Origin of the sequence: Klebsiella spallanzanii (assembly GCF_902158555.1) — a bacterium.
Classification (GTDB): Bacteria; Pseudomonadota; Gammaproteobacteria; order Enterobacterales; family Enterobacteriaceae; genus Klebsiella; species Klebsiella spallanzanii.
Window position 1 is genome coordinate 647,517 of record NZ_CABGGS010000012.1, and the last position, 24,195, is coordinate 671,711.

The 24,195-nt window shown below is 52.9% G+C and carries 27 protein-coding genes; 19 read left to right on the forward strand and 8 right to left on the reverse strand.

Annotated features, from left to right (window positions below; genetic code table 11):
• The first annotated feature begins 153 nt into the window (after positions 1–153).
• The 3 genes from ppiA to argD all read left to right on the forward strand — a co-directional run bounded on the left by ppiA (position 154) and on the right by argD (position 2,728).
• Positions 154–723 (forward strand): peptidylprolyl isomerase A, encoded by a 570-nt coding sequence (gene ppiA, locus FN082_RS14155; RefSeq protein WP_004854889.1) that lies wholly within the window; start codon positions 154–156, stop codon positions 721–723.
• A gap of 130 nt (positions 724–853) precedes the next feature.
• On the forward strand, positions 854–1,417 hold the full coding sequence (gene pabA / locus FN082_RS14160; RefSeq protein WP_139538966.1) for an aminodeoxychorismate synthase component 2: 564 nt from the start codon (positions 854–856) through the stop codon (positions 1,415–1,417).
• Between the two features lie 90 nt (positions 1,418–1,507).
• The gene (gene argD / locus FN082_RS14165) at positions 1,508–2,728 is read left to right on the forward strand and encodes a bifunctional acetylornithine/succinyldiaminopimelate transaminase (RefSeq protein WP_139538965.1); all 1,221 of its coding nucleotides are present in this window, start codon (positions 1,508–1,510) and stop codon (positions 2,726–2,728) included.
• Here the strand turns inward: argD and FN082_RS14170 are convergent.
• A complete protein-coding gene (locus FN082_RS14170; RefSeq protein ID WP_139538964.1) occupies positions 2,718–4,796 on the reverse strand; it encodes a YccS/YhfK family putative transporter in 2,079 nt (692 codons plus the stop codon). The genes argD and FN082_RS14170 overlap by 11 nt on opposite strands.
• A gap of 51 nt (positions 4,797–4,847) precedes the next feature.
• Positions 4,848–5,480 carry a cAMP-activated global transcriptional regulator CRP gene (crp, locus tag FN082_RS14175; RefSeq protein WP_000242758.1) on the reverse strand — a complete coding sequence of 211 codons (633 nt, stop codon included), beginning with the start codon at positions 5,478–5,480 and terminating at the stop codon, positions 4,848–4,850.
• 304 nt (positions 5,481–5,784) lie between these two features.
• On the opposite strand from crp, the gene FN082_RS14180 reads away from it, so the two are divergent.
• A complete protein-coding gene (locus FN082_RS14180) occupies positions 5,785–6,189 on the forward strand; it encodes an OsmC family protein (RefSeq protein WP_004106401.1) in 405 nt (134 codons plus the stop codon).
• Positions 6,190–6,235: 46 nt separating this feature from the next.
• Here FN082_RS14180 and FN082_RS14185 read toward each other — a convergent pair whose 3' ends face one another.
• From FN082_RS14185 to FN082_RS14200, 4 genes are all read right to left on the reverse strand, one after another.
• Positions 6,236–7,105 carry a phosphoribulokinase gene (locus tag FN082_RS14185; RefSeq protein WP_139538963.1) on the reverse strand — a complete coding sequence of 290 codons (870 nt, stop codon included), beginning with the start codon at positions 7,103–7,105 and terminating at the stop codon, positions 6,236–6,238.
• 35 nt (positions 7,106–7,140) lie between these two features.
• The gene (locus tag FN082_RS14190) at positions 7,141–7,359 is read right to left on the reverse strand and encodes a YheU family protein (protein ID WP_138359210.1); all 219 of its coding nucleotides are present in this window, start codon (positions 7,357–7,359) and stop codon (positions 7,141–7,143) included.
• Positions 7,356–8,354: a hydrolase gene (locus FN082_RS14195; RefSeq protein ID WP_180349582.1), complete on the reverse strand. Its 999-nt coding sequence runs from the start codon at positions 8,352–8,354 to the stop codon at positions 7,356–7,358. The genes FN082_RS14190 and FN082_RS14195 overlap by 4 nt, the downstream gene beginning before the upstream one ends.
• 104 nt (positions 8,355–8,458) lie before the next feature.
• Entirely contained in the window at positions 8,459–9,178 is a 720-nt protein-coding gene (locus FN082_RS14200) for an NUDIX hydrolase (RefSeq protein ID WP_139538961.1), read from the reverse strand.
• A gap of 191 nt (positions 9,179–9,369) precedes the next feature.
• Here FN082_RS14200 and prs point away from each other — a divergent pair, with 191 nt between their 5' ends.
• Entirely contained in the window at positions 9,370–10,230 is an 861-nt protein-coding gene (gene prs / locus FN082_RS14205) for a ribose-phosphate diphosphokinase (protein WP_139538960.1), read from the forward strand.
• 13 nt (positions 10,231–10,243) lie between these two features.
• Positions 10,244–11,734, forward strand: a complete 1,491-nt coding sequence (locus tag FN082_RS14210) for a nicotinate phosphoribosyltransferase (RefSeq protein WP_139538959.1) — start codon at positions 10,244–10,246, stop codon at positions 11,732–11,734.
• A gap of 60 nt (positions 11,735–11,794) precedes the next feature.
• On the opposite strand, the gene FN082_RS14215 is transcribed toward FN082_RS14210, so the two are convergent.
• Positions 11,795–13,699 (reverse strand): ABC transporter ATP-binding protein, encoded by a 1,905-nt coding sequence (locus FN082_RS14215; protein ID WP_139538958.1) that lies wholly within the window; start codon positions 13,697–13,699, stop codon positions 11,795–11,797.
• A gap of 175 nt (positions 13,700–13,874) precedes the next feature.
• Here FN082_RS14215 and kefG point away from each other — a divergent pair, with 175 nt between their 5' ends.
• The 4 genes from kefG (at position 13,875) to slyD (ending at position 17,122) form a co-directional block, all read left to right on the forward strand.
• Complete coding sequence (gene kefG, locus FN082_RS14220) at positions 13,875–14,435, forward strand: glutathione-regulated potassium-efflux system ancillary protein KefG (protein WP_139538957.1); 561 nt, start codon at positions 13,875–13,877, stop codon at positions 14,433–14,435.
• Complete coding sequence (gene kefB, locus FN082_RS14225) at positions 14,422–16,227, forward strand: glutathione-regulated potassium-efflux system protein KefB (protein WP_142463636.1); 1,806 nt, start codon at positions 14,422–14,424, stop codon at positions 16,225–16,227. The genes kefG and kefB overlap by 14 nt, the downstream gene beginning before the upstream one ends.
• Before the next feature lie 12 nt (positions 16,228–16,239).
• Positions 16,240–16,440, forward strand: coding sequence for a YheV family putative zinc ribbon protein (locus FN082_RS14230; protein WP_096000183.1), 201 nt, complete (start codon positions 16,240–16,242; stop codon positions 16,438–16,440).
• Positions 16,441–16,534: 94 nt separating this feature from the next.
• Positions 16,535–17,122, forward strand: a complete 588-nt coding sequence (slyD, locus tag FN082_RS14235; RefSeq protein WP_139538955.1) for a peptidylprolyl isomerase — start codon at positions 16,535–16,537, stop codon at positions 17,120–17,122.
• A 58-nt stretch (positions 17,123–17,180) separates the two neighbouring features.
• On the opposite strand, the gene FN082_RS14240 is transcribed toward slyD, so the two are convergent.
• Positions 17,181–17,399, reverse strand: a complete 219-nt coding sequence (locus FN082_RS14240) for a protein SlyX (RefSeq protein ID WP_139538954.1) — start codon at positions 17,397–17,399, stop codon at positions 17,181–17,183.
• Positions 17,400–17,621: 222 nt separating this feature from the next.
• Here FN082_RS14240 and fkpA point away from each other — a divergent pair, with 222 nt between their 5' ends.
• The 9 genes from fkpA to FN082_RS14290 all read left to right on the forward strand — a co-directional run.
• Positions 17,622–18,440, forward strand: coding sequence for an FKBP-type peptidyl-prolyl cis-trans isomerase (gene fkpA / locus FN082_RS14245; protein ID WP_139538953.1), 819 nt, complete (start codon positions 17,622–17,624; stop codon positions 18,438–18,440).
• A gap of 166 nt (positions 18,441–18,606) precedes the next feature.
• Entirely contained in the window at positions 18,607–19,329 is a 723-nt protein-coding gene (locus FN082_RS14255) for a helix-turn-helix transcriptional regulator (protein WP_110275001.1), read from the forward strand.
• Entirely contained in the window at positions 19,329–19,715 is a 387-nt protein-coding gene (gene tusD, locus FN082_RS14260; RefSeq protein WP_139538952.1) for a sulfurtransferase complex subunit TusD, read from the forward strand. Before FN082_RS14255 ends, tusD begins: the two co-directional genes overlap by 1 nt.
• Positions 19,715–20,074 (forward strand): sulfurtransferase complex subunit TusC, encoded by a 360-nt coding sequence (tusC, locus tag FN082_RS14265; protein WP_142463633.1) that lies wholly within the window; start codon positions 19,715–19,717, stop codon positions 20,072–20,074. Before tusD ends, tusC begins: the two co-directional genes overlap by 1 nt.
• A 7-nt stretch (positions 20,075–20,081) precedes the next feature.
• Entirely contained in the window at positions 20,082–20,369 is a 288-nt protein-coding gene (tusB, locus tag FN082_RS14270; protein WP_139538950.1) for a sulfurtransferase complex subunit TusB, read from the forward strand.
• 124 nt (positions 20,370–20,493) lie between these two features.
• Positions 20,494–20,868: a 30S ribosomal protein S12 gene (gene rpsL, locus FN082_RS14275; protein WP_002920115.1), complete on the forward strand. Its 375-nt coding sequence runs from the start codon at positions 20,494–20,496 to the stop codon at positions 20,866–20,868.
• A gap of 95 nt (positions 20,869–20,963) precedes the next feature.
• Entirely contained in the window at positions 20,964–21,434 is a 471-nt protein-coding gene (rpsG, locus tag FN082_RS14280; protein WP_004106370.1) for a 30S ribosomal protein S7, read from the forward strand.
• 96 nt (positions 21,435–21,530) lie between these two features.
• Positions 21,531–23,645: an elongation factor G gene (gene fusA, locus FN082_RS14285; RefSeq protein WP_139538949.1), complete on the forward strand. Its 2,115-nt coding sequence runs from the start codon at positions 21,531–21,533 to the stop codon at positions 23,643–23,645.
• A 70-nt stretch (positions 23,646–23,715) separates the two neighbouring features.
• Positions 23,716–24,195 (forward strand): GTP-binding protein (locus FN082_RS14290; RefSeq protein WP_040154968.1); only part of this gene is annotated, 480 nt, incomplete at its 3' end.

The following is a 24,195-nucleotide window of genomic DNA, read 5'->3' on the forward strand; positions in this document are numbered from 1 at the left end:
GACATATATCACGTTTAATTATTCGCTGATTTAATGAGTGCGTCGTTACAAGTGTTTCAGCTAAGTAAAATTAGGTAAAAGGCTGGCCCAGGATGCAAAGGCTCTTTAGAATCAAGGCACTCGCTTTTTATTCTGCTCCGTTAAGGAATTTCCATGCTCAAATCAACTCTCGCGGCGGTGGCTGCCGTTTTCGCCATTTCAGCATTCTCCCCGGCCATGGCGGCAAAGGGTGATCCTCATGTGTTGCTGACCACGTCTGCGGGCAATATTGAGCTGGAACTGAATAGTCAGAAAGCGCCAATATCGGTTGATAACTTTCTGAAGTACGTTAACAGCGGTTTCTATAACAACACCACTTTTCACCGCGTGATCCCGGGCTTTATGGTGCAGGGCGGCGGTTTCAACGAGCAGATGCAGCAAAAACAGCCTAACCCGCCGATTAAGAACGAAGCCGACAACGGCCTGCGTAATACCCGCGGGACCATCGCCATGGCGCGTACCGCCGATCAGGACAGCGCGACCAGCCAGTTCTTTATCAATATTGCGGATAACGCCTTCCTCGATCACGGCCAGCGTGATTTTGGCTATGCGGTCTTTGGTAAGGTCGTCAAAGGTATGGATGTTGCGGATAAGATTTCTCAGGTACCGACTCACAACGTTGGGCCGTACCAGAATGTTCCGTCCAAACCGATTGTTATTCTGTCGGCGAAAGTGCTGCCGTAAAATATTCTCGCGCGCGGGATATCACTCCCGCGCGGCTTCTTTTCCCGCCGTCATCTCCCGCCAGATAAAGTGATAAGCGAAACCTGAGAATCTGCGTAGAATAGTCCGGTTTGTGACTTCCGGAGCCGCTATGATCCTGCTTATCGACAACTACGATTCTTTTACCTGGAATTTGTATCAGTATTTCTGCGAGCTGGGGGCGGAAGTGCAGGTCAGACGTAATGATGAGCTGACGTTGGAGGAGATTATCGCGCTGGCGCCGGCCAAAATCGTTATTTCGCCTGGCCCCTGCACTCCAGATGAATCAGGGGTTTCGTTGGAAGTGATTCGCCACTTTTCTGGCAACACTCCGATCTTAGGCGTTTGCCTCGGCCATCAGGCGATTGCTCAGGTTTTCGGCGCGACCATCGTGCGGGCCGCCAGAGTGATGCACGGGAAAACGTCCCCCATCAGCCATCGTGGTCAGGGGGTATTTCGTGGGCTGAATAACCCGCTTACCGTGACCCGCTACCACTCCTTATTGATTGACCCGCCAACGCTGCCCGAATGTTTTGAGGTGACCGCCCGCAGCCAGGAAGGGGAGATTATGGGGATACGCCATCGCGAGTTCGATCTGGAAGGCGTGCAGTTTCATCCGGAGAGTATTCTTAGCGAACAGGGGCATCAGCTGCTGGCAAACTTCCTCCATCGTTGATTTGTAGTTGCCATTGATTGATTTTTTATGCATATTTTGTGATTAGATTATCATAATCATTGCTGCATAACGAAGAAGGATGGGCATGACATGGCAACTGAACAACCGGCAATCACCCGCGCTACATTCGATGAGGTCATTTTGCCGATTTATGCACCGGCAGAATTTATTCCGGTGAAGGGTAAAGGTAGCCGAGTATGGGATCAACAGGGTAAAGAGTACGTTGATTTCGCAGGCGGCATTGCCGTGACCGCGCTTGGTCATTGCCATCCGGCGCTGGTGGCGGCGCTCCATGAGCAGGGTGAAAAGCTGTGGCACACCAGTAACGTTTTTACCAACGAACCGGCCCTGCGCCTGGGGCGTAAGCTGGTCGATGCGACCTTTGCCGACCGCGTGGTGTTTATGAACTCCGGGACTGAAGCCAACGAAACGGCTTTCAAGCTGGCGCGTCATTACACCGTGACTCGTCATAGCCCGTACAAAACCAAAATCATCGCTTTTCATAACGCGTTCCATGGCCGGTCGCTGTTTACCGTCTCTGTCGGCGGTCAGCCGAAATATTCTGATGGCTTTGGGCCGAAACCGGCGGATATCGTCCACGTACCGTTTAACGATTTACATGCGGTGAAAGCTGTCATGGACGATCATACCTGCGCGGTGGTGGTCGAGCCGATTCAGGGTGAAGGCGGCGTAACCGCGGCGACGCCTGAATTCCTGCAAGGGTTGCGTGATTTGTGCGACCAGCACCAGGCTCTGCTGGTGTTTGATGAAGTCCAGTGCGGTATGGGGCGTACGGGCTCGCTGTTTGCATATATGCACTACGGCGTAACGCCGGATATCCTGACCAGCGCCAAGGCGATTGGCGGCGGCTTCCCTATCAGCGCGATGCTGACCACCCATGAAATCGCCAGCGCTTTCCATGCCGGATCTCATGGTTCGACCTACGGCGGGAACCCGCTGGCCTGCGCGGTGGGCGGAGCGGCGTTCGATCTGATTAACACACCGGAAGTACTGGATGGTGTGAGTGCGAAGCGTGAGCTGTTTGTTAAACATCTCCAGCAGATTGACGCGCAGTTCGATTTGTTTAGCGATATCCGCGGAATGGGTCTGCTCATCGGCGCGGAGCTTAAGCCGCAGCATAAAGGCCGCGCGCGTGACTTCCTGTACGCCGCCGCTGATGCGGGTGTAATGGTGCTGAATGCCGGGCCGGACGTGATGCGTTTTGTCCCGTCGCTGGTCATTGACGATAGCGATATTGCTGAAGGGATGGCGCGTTTTGCCCTGGCGGTTGAGCGCGTACTTAGCGCTTAGCGGTGCGTAGCCATATGCCATGATGCGGACGCTGACGCCATGCCACCGACGAAATGGTGTGCATGGTGTTCAGGTGACCCAGAATGCGCTGCAGATGCTGTTCCATGGTACTGAGCGGGCCGCGAGGGACCTCGGCATCCTGCGCTTCCATAATATTCACATCCCCAGCGCTCCCCGGTCCATCTGAATCCAGCCGTTGCTGACAGCGCTGTAGTGCAATCTCACAGGACTCCAGATAGCGTTGTGCCAGGTCCGGCGTCAGCATATTGTGCTCGCGCGCCAGAGTAGTCATGGCATTGATATGCTCGACAATAAACTGGCTATGGGTCACCCATAGCTTCATATCTTCCAGATAGTTCGAGTTAAAGCCGGGTTCCTGCATCGCCTGATTTAGCGAGTTAAACAGCGCGTTATGCGCCTGATTAACGCGCATTCGCTGATAGGCCAGCGCCGGGGCCTGATGGTCGTCGCTGAGGATCAGTCTGATGGCTTCCTGATCGGCTTCCAGCGCATCGTGGGCATTTTTTCGCAGCAGGCCGCTCTGCCACTGCGGCCATAGCCAAACCATTCCGCCGAAGGCAATCAGACAGCCAATTAATGTATCAATCAACCTGGCGACGATAAACTGCTCGCCGTTCAATGTCAGTAGCTGCAGGGTATATACCGCCGTGACGGTAAAGCCGACCATTGCCCAACCGTAATGTTTGCGAATAATCAGGTAGCTTAATAGCGTAATGAAGAGCATGGCGGTCAGCGTATAGCCTTCCGGGACGTGAAAGTGTAGCGTCAGTCCGGCGATCACCAGTCCGGCGATGGTCCCGGCAGCCCGGTGAACAATGCGTACCCGCGTCGCGCCGTAGCCGTTTTGCGTCACGAACAGCACCGTCATCAGGATCCAGTAGGGTTTTGGCAGATGCAACGCGCTGCCCATCAGGCTGGCGGCGCTCAGCATCACGCTAATGCGCGCCGCGTTACGTAACGCCGGAGATTTAAACGACAGGTAGTTTTTCAACGCCGGCAGCAGTGGTAGACGGCGAGTTTTATCCGCCATCAGGTTACGCGAGTAGAGTGGGCGCTGGGTACGCAGAACTCTGGCAATACGGCTGAAGTGCCAGGCGCAGAACTGGCCGACCGGGTTATCAGGATGCTGCCAGGCGATTTTTTCCAGCGCGCCTATCTGTTTATCCATTTGAAAACGACGGGGATAGCGATGGTAGAGCAGATCATCAGCCAGCTCACGCAGGCGGGCGGCGACGGTTTGCGCGTTCCAGCGAATCACCGCTTCTGCGTGGCTGCGTTCCACCAGTTTCTGCACCTCTTCAGGCTGATGAAGGCTGACGGAAATATGCTCCTGAAGATCCAGCCCGACCTGGAAAGCGCGTAGAAGGCGTTTGTGATCGCTGCGCTGGTTGGCTGCCAGCATGTGCATCTGCTGGTAGCATTGGGTAATCAGGTCCACAACCTTTTGCTGGCGGTTAAGCAGCGGCGGCAGTGAAGTCGCGGGATCCGTATGCTGAGTAAGCAGGCTGTATTTGGCTTCGCAATAATTGGCCAGCTCCCGGTAGAGCAGGCTCAGGGATTCGCGTAGCGGCTGCTCGCGCCATAACCAAAACCAGAACCAGTTAAAGACGCCGTACCATAAGGTGCCGAGCGCATAGATTAGCAGCGGTTCCCAGATTGGCATGTTGCCAGCGAGACTTAGCGTAAAAATAGCCGCGATAAGCGAGGCGGGGAGGAGTCTTGCGTGCAGCGAACTGATTTCGGCAGTCACGCCGAGGATGAGCGCCAGGCCCGTAAGAATAATCGGTAGCGGGATGTCGCGTTGCAGCAGGAGCTGGACAATCAGACTACAGCCAGCAAACAGGCAGCCGCCGATAATCAGGCGTTTAAAGAAGCGCTTATGCGGAGTATCCAGACCGGCAATGTTGCAACAGGCAGGGACGAGGGAAAACAGAAGCCCTTGCTGTAAATGCCCGAGTAAAAGCCCAATTGCGATCGGCAAACATAACACCAGCGTTTGCCGCAGTGCATAGTTGACTTCCGGGTGGTAAATCAGCCTGCGCCACATGAGGAGAAAACAAAAACGGCGTATTGCCTGACAATACGCCGTTTTACCGACTTAGCGGGTACCGTAGACGACGATAGTTTTACCGTGCGCAGAGATCAGGTTTTGATCTTCCAGCATTTTCAGTATGCGACCCACGGTTTCGCGGGAGCATCCGACAATCTGACCGATTTCCTGACGGGTAATTTTAATTTGCATACCGTCCGGGTGAGTCATTGCATCCGGCTGTTTTGCCAGATTCAGCAGCGTCTGAGCGATGCGGCCGGTAACGTCGAGGAAGGCGAGGTTACCGACTTTCTCTGACGTAACCTGCAGACGACGCGCCATCTGTGAAGAGAGACGCATCAGGATGTCCGGGTTAACCTGGATTAGCTGACGGAATTTTTTGTAGGAGATTTCGGCCACTTCACATGCGGTTTTCGCACGTACCCAAGCGCTACGCTCCTGACCTTCTTCAAACAGGCCTAATTCACCGATGAAATCGCCCTGGTTGAGGTAAGAGAGGATCATCTCTTTACCTTCTTCATCCTTGATGAGTACAGCCACGGAGCCTTTAACGATGTAGTACAGCGTTTCTGCTTTCTCACCCTGGTGGATCAGCGTGCTCTTTGATGGGTACTTATGAATGTGGCAATGAGACAAGAACCATTCAAGGGTAGGGTCTGTTTGCGGTTTGCCAAGCACCATGCGCGGTTATCCTCTGTTATAAGCTATCTCCGGGTGCCGACACTACACGGCATCCGGGCATGCAATCGTATTAAATCCCTATACCTGGGAATCTGGCTGAAAATTTTCTGCAGCCTGTAATGTGAACTCCTCTGCATACATGCAGTACATCAATGTATTACTGTAGCATCCAGACTGTTTTAGCATAGCTTTCGCCGCGTGTCTCCTGGTGTCTCGCTTCAGCATGACGTAGGTCGCCTTCCGTTGCGAGAATTGTTATGTGCGCGTAATCTGTCAGGAAAATTACAGCCCTGGAGTTAAATTTATGCAAGCGCGAGTGAAGTGGGTTGAAGGGTTAACCTTCATTGGTGAGTCGGCTTCTGGTCACCAGATTCTGATGGACGGTAATTCCGGGGATAAAGCGCCAAGCCCGATGGAAATGGTACTGATGGCAGCGGGCGGATGCAGCGCAATTGACGTGGTTTCTATTTTGCAGAAGGGGCGTCATAACGTGACTAACTGCGAAGTTAAGCTAACTTCAGAGCGCCGGGAAGAAGCGCCGCGCCTCTTTACTCATATCAATCTGCATTTTATCGTCACCGGCAAAGAGCTGAAAGACGCTGCTGTTTCTCGTGCCGTTGACCTGTCAGCGGAGAAATATTGCTCGGTAGCGCTGATGCTTGAGAAAGCGGTAAACATTACTCACTCTTATGAAGTGATCGAAGGGTAATTCGAAAATACCCCGGCGGACAACCGCGCTACCGGGGTTTTAGCTATTAGCTGATTTTCCTGCCGTCCATCAGCCGCTCAACCAGCGGAGCCATAATGAGCTCCATTGCCAGCCCCATTTTCCCGCCCGGCACCACTAGCGTATTCATATGTGAGATAAATGAGCCCTGAAGCATTGCCAGTAGCCAGGGAAAATCAATATTTTTCAAATTACGGAAATGGATGACGACAAAGCTCTCATCTAGTGAAGGAATGGCTTTGGCGGCAAATGGGTTAGACGTATCTACCGTAGGCACGCGCTGGAAGTTGAGATGGGTACGTGAAAACTGCGGGGTGATAAAGTTGATGTAATCTTCCATCGAGCGAACGACGGAGTCCATCACCGCCTCACGAGAGTGCCCGCGCTCGCTGGTATCGCGGATAAGCTTCTGGATCCACTCCAGATTGACGATAGGTACCACGCCGACCAGCAGGTCGACATGGCTCGCGACATCATGCTGCGGCGTAACAACGCCACCGTGCAGTCCTTCATAAAAAAGCACATCAGTCGGCTCTGGCAGCGGCTGCCAGGGCGTGAAGGTACCCGGAACCTGATTCCAGGGTACGGCTTCATCATAGGTATGCAAATACTTGCGCGACTGCCCTTTTCCGCTTTGTCCGTATTCAGCGAAAGTTTGTTCCAGCAGGCCGAAGTCGTTCGCCTCGGGGCCGAAGTAGCTGATATGTTTACCCTGATCCCGCGCTTTACGGATTGCCATGTCCATTTCTGGACGGGTATAGCGGTGAAAGCTATCGCCCTCTACTTCGGCGGCGTGCAGATTTAGCTGGGCGAAGATTTTGCGAAAGGCGAGGCTGGTGGTTGTGGTTCCCGCGCCGCTAGAGCCCGTGACGGCAATCACCGGATGTTTGGCAGACATAACAACTCCCAGGATAAACGATAGTGTGTGCCGCCTTAGCCGTGAAACTGCTTGCGGGGCATGATGTTGACCGTCTCGTGCAGTTCTGACCACACCAGCACGGCTTCTCCGCTTTTCAGCTGTTGTTTTACATCACTGACTTTATCAGTCAGTGAACGTTCATGTTCACCATAATCGGTGCCTTCGCGTAATACAAAACTTTCGATCAGGTTATCCAGCGTTTCGGGATCCAGATCTTGCCAGGGAATAATCATATTTTCCCTCCTAACCAGCGGGTTAACCAATCCGGAATGCGTTTTTCCAGCCACATTTCTGGCTTACGCAGCGTTCCACCGACGAATCCAACGTGTCCGCCGTGCTCAGTTAACTGATACTCGACATTAGCAGGCAGCTGTTCCTGCGGGGGAATAGAGTGGTGATCCATAAAGGGATCGTCCTTTGCGTGAATAATTAGCGTCGGCTTCGTGATATCACTTAAGCGCGGCATAGCGCTGCACTGGCGATAATAGTCCAGCGCATCGGCAAAACCGTGGATTCTGGCGGTGATGCTGTCGTCAAACTCGCGGATACGGCGCATGCTTTTTAGCTGGCGTAAATCGACGGGCAAAGAACCTGGGTAGGCTTTTAGCTTACGCGCGGCGTTGGCTTTTAGCAGGTTGAGCAGGTAACGCTGATAAACGCGGGAGAAGCCTTTGTCCATATGATAGCTACAGGCTTCCAGCATAAACGGAGCTGAGACAATAACGGCGGCATCAATGGGAATATCATCGCCTTCTTTTGCCAGCAGGCAGCCCAGCATGTTGCCTCCGAGTGAATAACCAACCGCAGCGGTTGGTACATCGCCGTGCTCGCGCTGAAGCCAGCGCAGGAACCAGGAGCCGTCTTCCGTTTCGCCCGAATGGTAGATGCGGTTATTTCGATTGGGTTCGCCGCTGCAGCCGCGAAAATGCATCACCACGCCCAGCCAGCCGCGCTGCATTGCCGCGTGGATCAGTCCGTGAGCATAGGGGCTGTGCAGGCTGCCTTCGAGCCCGTGAAACACCACCAGACGTGGTTTATGACGCGCCTGTGAAGGGGCTTCGCTCCATGCCAGATCGACAAAGTCGCCATCAGGTAATTCCAGGCGCTGCCAGTGTGGCGTGAAACGAAGTTTGCGACGGATTAGCCGCGGCAACATGGTCTGCAAATGACGATTGCCCACGCCGCGCATCGGGTGAAACTGCTGCGAGTCGTCTTCGGGGGGCGTCATTTCTGTGGGAGTGATATCAACCATAGCACCAGAGCAATTAATAATCTTTATACATACTATACCGCGCATGAAGTGCGCAGGTTAGCCAATATGTGGTCTTGTGGCTAATCGGTAAGCAGATTGCGCGAGAAAAGATGAATATCCCCTCCGGGCTTACGCCGCCACAGGCGGGCCTTCCTTGTGCCTGTCGCCATGCTCTCACCTGTCTCTTCAAACATCCCTGACGCTTCAAAACGGCGAATCAGGCTTTTACGCTGTATGGACTGACCGAGGATTACCTCCGTCGCTTCCTGTAGCTGGCCATGGGTGAAGGTCTCCGGCAAGCAGTAAACGGGCAGTAAAGAATACATGGTCTTTTGCCTTAAACGATGCAGGGCGGCGGCGATGATTTTCTGGTGATCAAATGCCAGGGAATAGTCGGCAAGCCCGGCAATTGGCACCCAACGGGCATCGCTGACGCTGGCGATATGCGGTTCGCAGTCTGCCCAGGCAATTAGTGCAAACCAGGTGACGGTCAGGCTCCAGCCGCGCGGGTCGCGATCGGGCCCGGAAAAAGTGTCCAGCTGTTCCAACCATGAAGGGGAAATCCCGGTTTTCTCAGTGAGCTTACGCATCGCGGTGGCGCGGGTGGAGTCATCGCGCGCCATATCAATAAAGCCGCCGGGCAATCCCCAACATCCTTTCTGCGGGTGGTTTGCCCGCTCTACCAGCAGGACGCACAGCGCTTGTTGATGGAGCGTGAATAACACACTATCCACCGTCACCAGAGGGGAGGGAAAGCGGCTGGCATCATATTGATTCAGATAGTCGGCTTCGGTGTTCATAGGCTACTCGCGATGATTTGGAACGCCCATCAGTGTACCAGCCCGACACTGAGCAGCAAGGCTGAGTTTTTTATTATTATTTATCAGTCAATTACCTTTGCAGGGAAATAATTCATTTTTATGCTTGCCTAATATGTGTCTTAGGGACATTATTAATTGTGTCGAAGGGACATAATTGTGAGGGAAGAGTGATGAGTATGAAATTGACGTTAACCCTGGATAACCAGACTTACACTATCGCCAACGGTGTTTTTCCTGATGGCGCTGTCTGGCTGAAGGTGACTAATCCGTTGCCATCCTCTGCCCGCTTGATGTGCATTCGCGCTGCTGCGATGCAGGATATGAACGACTTTATGTTGCTTGCGCAACTGGTGGACGCGGTCCGTCACCAGACCGATGTGCTGGTCAGCCACCTCGAACTACCCTGGCTACCGTGGGCGCGTCAGGACCGACATATGGTTGCTGGTGACAGTTTTGCGTTGAGAGTCTTTGCTACTCAACTCAACACGCTGAAGTTCGATAAGGTGAAAGTGCTTGATCCGCACAGCGACGCTGCGGCGGCGGCAATAGATAACTTTGTGGCGATTCCACAGGAGAGGTGCCTGTTGCAGAGTACGACTCTATGCCATCGGTTTCAGCAAAAGGCGCTAATGCTGGTGGCGCCAGATGCGGGGGCGCTGAAAAAAATTGATGCCGTCGCCAGAGCAACAGGCGTCTCGGAGTACGCCATTCTGAGCAAAAAGCGTGATGTGGCAAGCGGCAACCTGACAGGCTTTGCGCTGGTTGCGGGTGATGTCAGGGGCAGGGATCTGCTGATTGTTGACGATTTATGCGACGCCGGCGGCACCTTTATCGGTTCGGCGCAGGTGTTGCGCGATGCTGGTGCCCGCAGCGTCAGCTTGTATGTGACGCACGGCATTTTTTCAAAAGGCGTTGAACATCTGCTGAACAACGGCGTTGATGCCATCTATACCACCACTTCTTTGGCTGCTCCGACGCTGGCACATCCGCAGCTCGAACTTATCGACATTGACGCGATCTACCGCGCTTAAGGGAGAAATCATCATGAAAATTAACCCTATTCTGGCTATTGATGGCTACAAAGTTTCTCACCGTGCGCAATATCCCCAGGGTACGACGCGGGTCTATTCTAACTTCACTCCGCGCAGCGATCGTTTTTTCCAGTCGCCGTTGGCAGATGGCAAGCTAGTGTTTTTCGGTCTGCAGGGCTTTTTGCAGTGGTTCCTTGTCGATCAGTTCAACGAGGCATTTTTTGCTCGTCCGGAAGATGAAGTGGTGAACGAATATAAGCAGGTCATGGATGGTTATCTTGGTCGCGATGTGGTCCCGGTGGATCATATTCGCGACCTACATCGTCTGGGCTATCTGCCGCTGCACATTAAATCGCTGGATGAAGGCACAAAAGTGCCGATGAAGGTGCCGGTATTGACCATCATTAATACGAAAGAAGAATTTTTCTGGCTGGTGAATTACCTGGAAACGGTGCTTTCGGCAGAGCTTTGGAAGTCATCCACCAATGCCACTATTGCCCATCACTATCGCAAAATTTGCGAACGCTGGGCGGAAAAAACCTGTAGCGATCTGACCCATCTCGATTTTCAGTGTCACGATTTTTCATTTCGCGGTATGGCCGGTTTGCAGGATGCCGCCCAGGCGGGGTGTGGGCATTTGTTAAGCTTCAAGGGGACCGATAGCATTCCGGCACTGCTCTATGCCCGCGATTACTATACCGAAAGTGAAGACTGTTTTATCGGCGCCAGCATACCGGCGACTGAGCATAGTGTGATGTGTATGGGGGAGCGTGAGCATGAGATAGAAACCTTCCGTCGTCTGATTGCCGATATTTATCCGCAGGGATTTGTTTCTATTGTCTCCGATACCTGGGACTACTGGCGGGTACTGAGTGAATTTACCCGCGAACTGAAGGGGATCATTATGCAGCGTCAGGGACGGGTTGTGTTCCGCCCGGACAGTGGTGATCCGGTTGAGATTCTGTGCGGTACTGCTGCTAGCGATGATGTACGTACTGAACGAAGTGTAGAAGAGAAAGGCTCTGTCGAGGTGCTGTGGGAGATTTTTGGCGGCACAATAAATGATAAAGGCTACAAGGTATTGGATCCCCATGTGGGCCTGATTTACGGTGACTCCATTACTCTCGCCAGAGCCGATGAGATCATGCGTCGCCTGGAAGCGAAGGGTTTCGCCAGTTCCAATGTGGTGTTCGGCGTGGGTTCCTTTACCTACCAGTACAATACGCGCGATACCTTTGGTTTTGCGATGAAAGCAACCTGGGGGGAAGTCAGTGGCGAAGGGCGAATGATTTTCAAAGAGCCAAAAACGGACAATGGCCTGAAACGTTCGGCCCGCGGTCTTTTACGGGTTGATCGCGATGCTCTGGGAGAGCTGCAGTTGCATGATGAACAAACCCTGGAGCAGGAGCTGCAGGGAGAGCTAAAAACTCGCTTCCTGGATGGCAAAGTGTTCCGCCACGAACATCTTGAACAGATACGCGCCCGGTTGGCAGCGCAGCGCTAAGCTGCTGTGAGAAAGATTAAAAAGGCGGGTTATCCCGCCTTCCTGTATTGTAAATTGCCACTAACCTTCTTGCAGCATCTGCTCCAGCTGTTCCTGGGCATCCAGCCAGGCCATTTCACACTCTTCTAGCCCGGACTTCGCGCTGGCCTGCTGCTGTAAGCACTCGGTAAGCTCAGCTTTGCGGCTTTGATCGTACAATCCGCTGTCGCCCAGCTTCTCTTCAGCCTGCGCCAGCTGTGCGTTGAGCTTCTCCATCTCTTTTTCCAGACGAGCAATCTCTTTGCGCAGCGGCTGGGTCTGCGTGCGCAGCTCAGCTTCCCGACGTTTTTGGTCTTTACGCGCCTGAGCGCTGTTGCCGTTATCTTTTGGCTCTTCCGACGCCTGGCTTTCCTGCTTTTGCGAGTCGCTCAACCACTGCTGGTAATCTTCGAGATCGCCGTCGAAAGGTTCGACTTTGCTATCGTGTACCAGGTAGAGGTCATCGGTGGTAGAGCGAATAAGATGGCGGTCGTGCGAAACCACCACCAGCGCGCCTTCAAAATCGATCAGCGCTTCGGTCAACGCCTGGCGCATATCAAGATCGAGGTGGTTAGTTGGTTCATCAAGCAGCAGCAGGTTTGGCCGCTGCCAGACGATTAACGCCAGCACCAGGCGTGCTTTCTCGCCGCCGGAGAAACGTTTTGTCTCTTCATTGACTTTATCGCTCTGGAAGCCGAAACCGCCAAGATAGTCGCGTAGCTTCTGTTCCAGCTCCTGCGGCGCCAGACGGGCAAGATGCTGTAGCGGAGATTCGTCCGCGCGCAGGAATTCAAGCTGATGCTGAGCGAAATAGCCGAGTTTAATCCCCTTCGCCAGACCAATTTCTCCATGCAGCGGCTGTAGCTCACCGGCCAGCAGTTTTATCAGCGTTGACTTACCGGCACCGTTACGCCCCAGCAGGCCGATGCGTGAACCCGGAACCAGATTCAGTTTTATTGAGTCGAGAATCACGCGCTCGCCATAGCCGGCGCTGACCTTTTCCATTTTCAACAGCGGATTGGGCAGGCTTTCCGGCGCGCGGAAGCTAAAGTGGAATGGGTTATCGACATGGGCAGGTGCAATGAGCTCCATGCGTTCGAGCATTTTGATACGGCTTTGCGCCTGCTTGGCCTTGGTGGCTTTAGCGCGAAAACGATCGATATAGCTCTGTAAATGCGCGACGCGCAGCTGCTGGCTCTCATACATTGCTTGCTGTTGAGAAAGGCGAGTTGCGCGCTGAATTTCAAACGAGCTGTAGTTACCGGTGTACTCGAACATCGTCTGCTGTTCGATATGGATAATTTTATCGACGATAGGATCGAGGAAGTCGCGGTCGTGAGAGATAAGGATCAGCGTGCCGCTGTAGCCCTTAAGCCATTTCTCCAGCCAGATAACCGCATCGAGGTCAAGGTGGTTAGTCGGTTCATCAAGCAGCAGCAGATCGGAACGACAAATGAGCGCCTGAGCGAGGTTAAGGCGCATACGCCAGCCGCCGGAAAAGTCGCTTACCGGCCTTTCCAACTGCTCGTTGCTGAAACCCAGACCGTGCAACAGGCTGGCGGCACGAGAACGTATGGTCCAGGCATCGATGGCGTCAAGTTTACCGTGTACCGTCGCGATGGCGTGACCGTCATTGCGTTCATTAGCCTCGTGCAGATCGGCTTCCAGCTTGCGGAATTCGCGATCGCCATCAATAACATAGTCAATGGCCGGCTGCGGTAGCGCAGGGGTTTCCTGGTTAACCCACGCCAGTTGCCAGCTGCCGGGGAAGGTCATAGAGCCGCCATCGGCGCTAATCTCGTTTTTCAAAAGCGAAAGCAGCGTGGATTTGCCGCAGCCGTTTTTACCCACCAGGCCGACTTTTTGCCCGGGGTTGATGGTGGCGGTAGCGTTGTCCAGCAGGACGCGTACGCCGCGACGAATTTGTAACGAGGAGAAAACAATCATAAGGCGCCGTATGTTCTGACTATGTTAATTTGTCATTATGATAATGTAGTGTGGAGCGAATCGCTCAACCGGGCCGCAATGGTAGCCCAAAATGAAGACGATACACAAAGTCATTCTGGTTGCGTCGGGACGCAGCCGCTGCACAGGCCACCAGAAGACGTTCGGGAGGGGAAAGATGTCTCAGACAGCGAAAGTATTGCTGCTGTATGCCCACCCAGAATCTCAGGATTCCGTGGCCAACCGGGTTTTGCTTGAACCGGCTTTACAGTTGTCGAATGTTACCGTGCACGATCTCTACGCGCACTATCCGGATTTTTTTATTGATATCGCCCATGAACAGGACCTACTGCGCCAGCATGAGGTGATTGTTTTCCAGCACCCGCTATATACCTGGAGTTGTCCGGCGCTAATGAAAGAGTGGCTGGATAGAGTGCTAAGCCGCGGTTTTGCCAGCGGGGCAGGGGGGAACCAACTGGCGGGAAAGTACTGGCGTAGTGTGATTACCACCGGAGAACCGGAGAGCGCCTATCGACGCGATGCGCATCGTTATCCGATGAACGACATTCTGCGTCCTTTTGAATTGACTGCCGGTATGTGCCGCATGCACTGGATGAGCCCTATTATTGTCTACTGGGCGCGTCGGCAATCCCCAGAAGACCTGAAAAGCCGCGCTCGCGCTTATCGAGACTGGTTAAGTCACCCTATCACGGCAGGAGGTTCAAATGGCGGGAGCTGATTTACTGCTGGCCGGGGTGTTGTTTTTATTTGCCGCTGTGGTGGCAGTTCCGCTGGCGGCAAGACTCGGGATTGGTGCCGTACTGGGGTATTTGCTGGCAGGGATCGCAATTGGCCCTTGGGGATTGGGCTTTATTAGCGATGTTGATGAAATTCTTCACTTCTCTGAGTTAGGCGTCGTCTTCCTGATGTTTATCATTGGGCTGGAGCTGAATCCGTCCAAACTTTGGCGACTGAGAAGCTCAATTTTCGGCGTAGGGGCCGCGCAGGTCGCCTTCAGCGCGCTCATTCTTGGCGGTTTGCTCATGCTGAGTGATTTTTCATGGCAGGCTGCGGTGGTTGGTGGAATCGGGCTGGCGATGTCCTCAACCGCGATGGCGCTGCAGCTGATGCGTGAGAAAGGTATGAGCCGCAGCGAGTCCGGGCAATTAGGCTTTTCCGTCTTGCTGTTTCAGGATCTGGCCGTGATCCCGGCCCTGGCGCTGGTTCCCTTGCTCGCAGGTTCGGGTGACGATCATTTTAACTGGCTCACCATAGGGATGAAGGTGTTGGCTTTCGGCGGAATGCTGATGGGGGGGCGTTATCTGCTGAGGCCGGTATTTCGTTTTATCGCCGGATCCGGCGTGCGGGAGGTCTTTACCGCGGCAACGTTGCTGCTGGTTCTTGGCTCGGCTCTGTTCATGGATGCGCTTGGACTGTCAATGGCGCTGGGAACCTTTATCGCTGGAGTCCTGTTGGCCGAGAGCGAGTATCGCCACGAACTGGAAATTGCCATTGAGCCTTTTAAAGGGCTCTTACTTGGGCTGTTCTTTATTTCCGTTGGCATGGCGCTGAATCTTGGGGTGCTATATACCCATTTGCTATGGGTTGTGGCCAGCGTCGCGATACTGGTGGCGGTAAAAGGCGTCGTCCTGTATCTCCTGGCGCGGGTTTACGGCTTGCGTAGCTCGGAACGTATGCAGTTTGCCGGAGTGCTGAGCCAGGGGGGAGAATTCGCTTTTGTGCTGTTCTCATTACCCGCCTCGATGCGCCTTTTTCAGAACGATCAAATGGCTCTACTGCTGGTGACGGTGACATTGTCGATGATGACCACGCCGCTGTTGATGAAGCTAATCGACAAAATACTCTCTCGCCGATTCAATCAATCCGAAGAGGAGGGCGAGGCTCCGTGGGTCGAAGATGATAAACCGCAGGTCATTATCGTTGGTTTTGGGCGCTTTGGTCAGGTGATTGGCCGCCTGCTGATGGCGAACAAAATGCGTATTACGGTGCTGGAGCGCGATATCAGCGCGGTCAATCTGATGCGCCAATATGGCTATAAGGTCTACTTTGGCGATGCGACGCAGCTGGAGCTCCTGCGCTCGGCGGGAGCCGAAGAGGCGCAGTCGATCGTCATTACCTGCAATGAGCCGGAAGATACCATGAAGCTGGTCGAGATGTGTCAACAACACTTTCCACATCTTCATATTCTGGCGCGAGCGCGAGGACGCGTCGAGGCGCATGAACTGCTGCAGGCGGGAGTGGCGCAATTCTCACGTGAAACCTTCTCCAGTGCGCTGGAGTTGGGGCGTAAAGCGCTTATCTCTATAGGTATGCATCCCCATCAGGCGCAGCGCGCGCAGCTGCATTTTCGGCGTCTCGATATGCGCATGCTGCGTGAGTTAATGCCGGTGCAGAGTGATACTTTGCAGATATCCCGCGTTCGGGAAGCCAGACGCGAACTTGAGGAAATCTTTCAGCGCGAGATGCAAAAAGAGAGCAGGCAGTTAGACGGCTGGGATGAGTTTGAATAAAAGGTAAAAAATATGGCGGTACGTAAACGTTTTATTGCCGGTGCGAAATGTCCGGCATGCCAGGCCCAGGATTCGCTGGCGATGTGGCGTGAGAATAATGTCGATGTAGTTGAATGCGTTAAGTGCGGTCACCAGATGCGTGAGGCGGATAAAGAGGTCCGTGAGCATGTTCGCAAAGAAGAGCAAGTGATAGGCATTTTTCATCCGGACTAGCGTTATCTATCGGCTTTTTTTAAGCTAGAGGGTACACGGCTGCAGAATTCCGCTACAATCTGCGCCACTATTCTTCCCATGCTCAGGAGATATCATGAAAGTAGCAAAAGACCTGGTGGTCAGCCTGGCCTATCAGGTACGTACAGAAGACGGTGTGTTGGTTGATGAGTCTCCGGTAAGCGCGCCGCTGGACTACCTGCATGGTCACGGTTCCCTGATTTCCGGCCTGGAAAATGCGCTGGATGGCCATGAAGTGGGCGACAAATTTGATGTAGAAGTTGGTGCTAACGACGCGTACGGTCAGTACGATGAAAACCTGGTTCAGCGCGTTCCTAAAGACGTATTCATGGGCGTTGATGAGCTGCAGGTTGGCATGCGTTTCCTGGCAGAAACCGATCAGGGGCCGGTGCCGGTAGAAATCACCGAAGTGGGTGACGAACACGTTGTTGTTGATGGTAACCACATGCTGGCTGGCCAGAATCTGAAGTTCAATGTTGAAGTCGTCGCGCTGCGCGAAGCCACGGCGGAAGAGCTGGAACATGGTCATGTTCACGGTGCTCATGGTCACGATCATGGCCACGACCACGATCATGACGGTTGCTGCGGTGGCCACGGCCACGGTCATGACCATGAACATGGCAAAGGCGGCTGCGGTGGTAATGGCGGCTGCGGTTGCCACTAATTCTGCTGCGCTAGCGCTGTGGAATAGAAAAAGCGGGGAGACCCGCTTTTTTTACGTCTCAATAATGCGGTGGAGGCGTTTCTTCCGACGGTGAAGCCATGTGCGATGGCTGAGTAGCCTTCAGTTTTTCTACCATCAGGCGCATATGTTCGCGCATCCTGGCCATTTCGATCTCGTGGGCGGTGACGGTCTTGTTGAGGTCTTCAATAGTGATTTCCTGAAACGCTAACCTGCTCTCCAGCTCCGCAAGGCGAGTCTCTAAAGTGCTATCGTGCATGAGTAACCTCTTCTGTCTTATCCTGCGGGCGGATTCTACTGAAGTTTCAGTATTCGCGCAGCATTGTTACGCGTGACAGGAAACTAATTCATACAAAAATAGTCCTAAATGAGGCGATATTCAGGTACGTCTGTATGTTGATTTGTTCTGCAACGTTCTATAGTACGTTTTTTGCTTTTTATGATAACCCTGGGGTGAGATGCCCCGGCCCTGGAGAAATGGATGAAATCACTGTTTAAAGTAACGCTGCTGGCGACCACAATGGCCGTCGCCCTGAATGCACCGCTGACCTTTGCTGCTGATACCGCAGCAAAAGCAGCACCTGCCACGGACAGCAAATCGGCATTCAAAAATGACGATCAGAAATCTGCTTATGCGCTGGGTGCATCACTGGGACGTTACATGGAAAACTCCCTGAAAGAACAAGAAAAACTGGGCATCAAACTGGATAAAGACCAGCTGATCGCCGGTGTTCAGGATGCTTTTGCCAATAAGAGCAAACTGTCCGATCAGGAGATCGAACAGACTCTGCAGACGTTTGAAACCCGCGTAAAAACTGCCGCTCAGCAGAAAATGGAAAAAGACGCATCTGAGAACGATGCCAAAGGTAAAGCTTACCGCGACACCTTTGCTAAAGAGAAAGGCGTCAAAACGTCTAAATCTGGTCTGCTGTACAAAGTTGAGAAAGCCGGTACTGGCGATGCGCCTAAAGATAGCGATACCGTGGTCGTTAACTACAAAGGTACGCTGATCGACGGCAAAGAGTTTGATAACTCCTACACCCGTGGCGAGCCGCTTTCTTTCCGTCTGGATGGCGTGATCCCCGGCTGGACCGAAGGCCTGAAGAACATCAAGAAAGGCGGTAAAATCCAGCTGGTCATCCCACCGGATCTGGCTTATGGCAAAACCGGCGTTCCGGGTATCCCGGCTAACTCTACTCTGGTATTTGACGTAGAACTGCTGGATATCAAACCGGCACCGAAAGCGGACGCTAAGCCAGAAGCTGCCGCTGAAGCACCAGCTGCTGACGCGAAGAAGTAATCTGGTTTAAGCCGCCGCCTTCAGGGGCGGCGGTTTTTTTATTGAGGGTAGATATAATTAAAACTGGAAAGAACCTCAGGCGCTGTATTACTTTAGATAGATTAATAATGATGATGAGCCTGCCCTGACGATAACGACAGGCTCCTGAAAAGGAGTGCTTTTTTCCATGTCCAGGTCGCTTTTAACCAACGAGACCAGCGAGCTTGATTTGCTGGATCAACGTCCTTTTGACCAGACCGACTTCGATATCCTTAAATCCTATGAAGCGGTAGTGGACGGGTTAGCGATGCTCATTGGTTCCCACTGTGAAATCGTACTGCACTCATTGCAGGACTTAAAATGTTCCGCTATTCGTATCGCCAACGGTGAACACACCGGCCGTCAAATCGGCTCGCCAATTACCGACCTCGCGTTGCGCATGTTGCATGATATGACCGGAGCCGATAGCAGCGTTTCTAAATGCTATTTTACTCGTGCCAAAAGCGGTGTACTGATGAAGTCAGTCACGATCGCTATTCGAAACCGTGAACATCGGGTTATTGGCCTGTTGTGCATCAACATGAACCTCGACGTGCCGTTCTCCCAGATAATGAGCACCTTTATTCCGCCGGAAACGACGGAAGTGAACTCTCAGGTTAACTTTGCCTCATCGGTAGACGATCTGGTTGCGCAGACGCTTGAGTTCACCATTGAAGAGGTGAACGCCGACCGTAACGTTTCTAACAACGCCAAAAATCGCCAGATCGTCCTGAACCTCTACGAGAAAGGGATCTTTGATATCAAGGATGCCATTAATCAGGTAGCCGATCGGCTGAACATCTCTAAACACACGGTATATCTCTACATTCGCCAGTTCAAAAGCGGAGATTTCCAGGGGCTGGATAAGTAATGCGCTTTGCCATTACGGTGACGGGGCCTGCCTACGGTACGCAGCAGGCCAGCAGCGCGCTACAGTTTGCCCGAGCCGTTTTGCAGGAAGGCCACGAGCTTATCAGCATCTTTTTCTATCGCGAAGGCGTTTACAACGCGAATCAGCTAACGGCCCCCGCCAGCGATGAATTTGATCTGGTACGCGCGTGGCAGGTACTGCATGACGAACATGCCGTTTCCTTGCATATCTGTGTAGCCGCAGCTTTACGCCGTGGAATAACGGATGAACAGGAGGCCCGACAGCTGAATTTACCTGCGCATAATTTGCAGCCAGGTTTTGCGTTGAGCGGATTGGGCGCACTGGCGGAAGCCGCATTAACCTGCGATCGAATGGTGCAGTTTTGATGACGCGTATCGCCTTTGTTTTTTCATCAGCACCTCATGGCTCGGCATCGGGCAGGGAAGGGCTGGATGCTTTGCTTGCGACGTCAGCACTGACGGAAGAGATCGGCGTTTTCTTCGTTGGTGATGGCGTATTTCAGCTACTTCCAGAACAGCGACCCGCCGCAGTGCTGGCACGCGATTATATCTCTACCTTTAAACTCCTGTCGCTATACGATATTGAACAGTGTTGGATTTGCGCGGCTTCAGCGCGCGAGCGTGGCCTGACTTCCGCCACGCCGTGGGTCGTGGACGGTGAATGGCTGGAGCCTGAGGCTCTGCGCGCCCGGTTGGACGATTTTAACGTGATACTGCGTTTCTGAGGCCTGAATGCTCCATACATTAAGTACATCCCCCTGGCATGCCGATATTGCGGCAATGCTCCGCTTGCTAAAAGAGGGCGACGATTTGCTACTGCTCTCGGACGGTGTTATCGCGGCCGTTGCTGACGGCCGCTTCCTTGAAATCCTGCAATCTGCCCCCATATCCCTCTACGCTCTGCAAGAAGATCTCGAAGCCCGAGGGCTGGCTGGTCAAATTGCGGACAGTGTCGTCAGGGTTAGCTATACTGATTTCGTCAGACTTTCAGTCAAACATGCCGGCCAGTTGGCCTGGTAATGGCGGGATCGTTGTATATTTCTTGACACCTTTTCGGCACCGCCCTAAAATTCTGCGTCCTCATATTATATGAGGCGATTTATTACGTGTTTACGAAGCAAAAGCTAAAACCAGGAGCTATTTAATGGCAACAATTAACCAGCTGGTACGCAAACCACGCGCGCGCAAAGTTGCAAAGAGCAACGTGCCGGCGCTGGAAGCCTGCCCGCAGAAACGTGGCGTATGTACTCGTGTATATACCACCACTCCTAAGAAACCGAACTCCGCACTGCGTAAAGTTTGTCGTGTGCGCCTGACTAATGGTTTCGAAGTCACTTCCTACATCGGTGGTGAAGGTCACAACCTGCAGGAGCACTCCGTGATCCTGATCCGTGGCGGTCGTGTTAAAGACCTTCCGGGTGTTCGTTACCACACCGTTCGTGGTGCGCTTGACTGCTCCGGCGTTAAAGACCGTAAGCAAGCTCGCTCCAAGTATGGCGTGAAGCGTCCTAAGGCTTAATGGTTCTCCGTTAAGTAAGGCCAAACGTTTTATATTAATGTCAAACTAAACTCTTAGAGTTTTGGACAATCCTGAATTAACAACGGAGTATTTCCATGCCACGTCGTCGCGTCATTGGTCAGCGTAAAATCCTGCCGGATCCTAAGTTCGGATCAGAACTGCTGGCTAAATTTGTAAATATCCTGATGGTAGATGGTAAAAAATCTACTGCAGAAGCAATCGTATACAGCGCGCTGGAGACCCTGGCTCAGCGCTCTGGTAAAAATGAACTGGAAGCTTTCGAAGTCGCTCTCGACAACGTACGCCCGACTGTAGAAGTTAAGTCTCGCCGCGTTGGTGGTTCTACTTATCAGGTTCCAGTTGAAGTCCGTCCGGTTCGTCGTAATGCCCTGGCAATGCGTTGGATCGTTGAAGCTGCTCGTAAACGTGGTGATAAATCCATGGCTCTGCGTCTGGCGAACGAACTCTCTGATGCTGCAGACAACAAAGGTACTGCAGTTAAGAAACGTGAAGACGTTCACCGTATGGCAGAAGCCAACAAGGCGTTCGCACACTACCGTTGGTAATCCCTTCGGAGTCATAGTCACCAGGCGGGCGCTTCAGGTAAGTCGCCCGTTTTGGATAACTTAACTGAACGCCTAAAGAAATAAACGAGGAATCAAATGGCTCGTACAACACCCATCGCACGCTACCGTAACATCGGTATCAGTGCGCACATCGACGCCGGTAAAACTACTACTACCGAACGTATTCTGTTCTACACCGGTGTAAACCACAAAATCGGTGAAGTTCATGACGGCGCTGCCACCATGGACTGGATGGAGCAGGAGCAGGAGCGTGGTATTACTATCACCTCCGCAGCGACTACTGCATTCTGGTCTGGTATGGCTAAGCAGTATGAACCGCATCGCGTTAACATCATCGACACCCCGGGGCACGTTGACTTCACTATCGAAGTAGAACGTTCCATGCGTGTGCTTGATGGTGCAGTAATGGTTTACTGCGCAGTTGGTGGTGTTCAGCCTCAGTCTGAAACCGTATGGCGTCAGGCAAACAAATATAAAGTTCCGCGCATTGCGTTCGTTAACAAAATGGACCGTATGGGTGCGAACTTCCTGAAAGTTGTTGGTCAGATCAAAACCCGTCTGGGCGCGAACCCTGTTCCGCTGCAGCTGGCGATTGGCGCTGAAGAAGCGTTCACCGGTGTTGTTGACCTGGTGAAAATGAAAGCCATCAACTGGAACGAAGAAGATGCAGGCGTAACCTTCACTTACGAAGATATCCCGGCAGACATGCAGGAACTGGCCGAAGAATGGCATCAGAACCTGATCGAGTCCGCAGCGGAAGCTTCCGAAGAGCTGATGGAGAAATACCTGGGTGGTGAAGAACTGACTGAAGAAGAGATTAAAACTGCTCTGCGTCAGCGCGTTCTGAACAACGAAATCATCCTGGTAACCTGTGGTTCTGCGTTCAAGAACAAAGGTGTTCAGGCGATGCTGGATGCGGTAATTGATTACCTGCCATCCCCGGTTGATGTACCTGCGATCAACGGTATCCTGGACGACGGTAAAGATACTCCGGCTGAGCGTCACGCTAGCGATGAAGAGCCGTTTGCTGCTCTGGCATTCAAAATTGCTACCGACCCGTTCGTGGGTAACCTGACCTTCTTCCGCGTGTACTCCGGTGTGGTTAACTCTGGTGATACCATCCTGAACTCCGTGAAAACTGCACGCGAGCGTTTCGGTCGTATCGTTCAGATGCACGCTAACAAACGTGAAGAGATCAAAGAAGTTCGCGCGGGCGATATCGCTGCTGCTATCGGTCTGAAAGACGTTACTACAGGTGATACTCTGTGTGATCCTAACGCGCCGATCATTCTGGAGCGTATGGAATTCCCTGAGCCGGTAATCTCTATCGCTGTTGAACCGAAAACCAAAGCTGACCAGGAAAAAATGGGTCTGGCTCTGGGCCGTCTGGCTAAAGAAGACCCGTCTTTCCGCGTATGGACTGACGAAGAATCTAACCAGACTATCATCGCCGGTATGGGTGAGCTGCACCTCGACATCATCGTTGACCGTATGAAACGTGAATTCAACGTTGAAGCGAACGTCGGTAAACCTCAGGTTGCTTACCGTGAAGCAATTCGCGCGAAAGTTACCGATATCGAAGGTAAACACGCTAAACAGTCTGGTGGTCGCGGTCAGTATGGTCACGTCGTTATCGACATGTACCCGCTGGAGCCGGGCTCTAACCCGAAAGGTTATGAGTTCATCAACGACATCAAAGGTGGTGTAATTCCTGGTGAATACATCCCGGCCGTTGATAAAGGCATCCAGGAGCAGCTGAAAGCTGGTCCTCTGGCTGGTTACCCGGTAGTTGACCTGGGCGTGCGTCTGCACTTCGGTTCTTACCACGACGTTGACTCCTCCGAACTGGCGTTTAAACTGGCCGCTTCTATTGCCTTTAAAGATGGCTTTAAGAAAGCGAAACCAGTTCTGCTTGAGCCGATCATGAAGGTTGAAGTAGAAACTCCGGAAGAGAACACTGGTGACGTTATCGGTGACCTTAGCCGTCGTCGCGGTATGCTGCGCGGTCAGGAATCCAACGTAACTGGCGTTGTGATCCACGCTGAAGTTCCGCTGTCTGAAATGTTCGGATATGCAACTCAGCTGCGTTCTCTGACCAAAGGTCGTGCTTCTTACTCCATGGAGTTCCTGAAGTATGATGATGCGCCGAACAACGTTGCTCAGGCCGTAATCGAAGCCCGTGGTAAATAAGCCGCAGGGTTAAAACCAAAGTCCCGTGCTCTCTCCTGAAGGGGAGAGCACTATAGTAAGGAATATAGCCGTGTCTAAAGAAAAATTTGAACGTACAAAACCGCACGTCAACGTCGGTACTATCGGCCACGTTGACCATGGTAAAACTACTCTGACCGCTGCAATCACTACCGTTCTGGCTAAAACCTACGGTGGTTCTGCTCGTGCATTCGACCAGATCGATAACGCGCCGGAAGAAAAAGCTCGTGGTATCACCATCAACACTTCCCACGTTGAATATGACACCCCGACTCGCCACTACGCGCACGTAGACTGCCCGGGCCACGCCGACTATGTTAAAAACATGATCACCGGTGCTGCGCAGATGGACGGCGCGATCCTGGTTGTTGCTGCGACTGACGGCCCGATGCCGCAGACTCGTGAGCACATCCTGCTGGGTCGTCAGGTAGGTGTTCCGTACATCATCGTGTTCCTGAACAAATGCGACATGGTTGATGACGAAGAGCTGCTGGAACTGGTTGAAATGGAAGTTCGTGAACTTCTGTCTCAG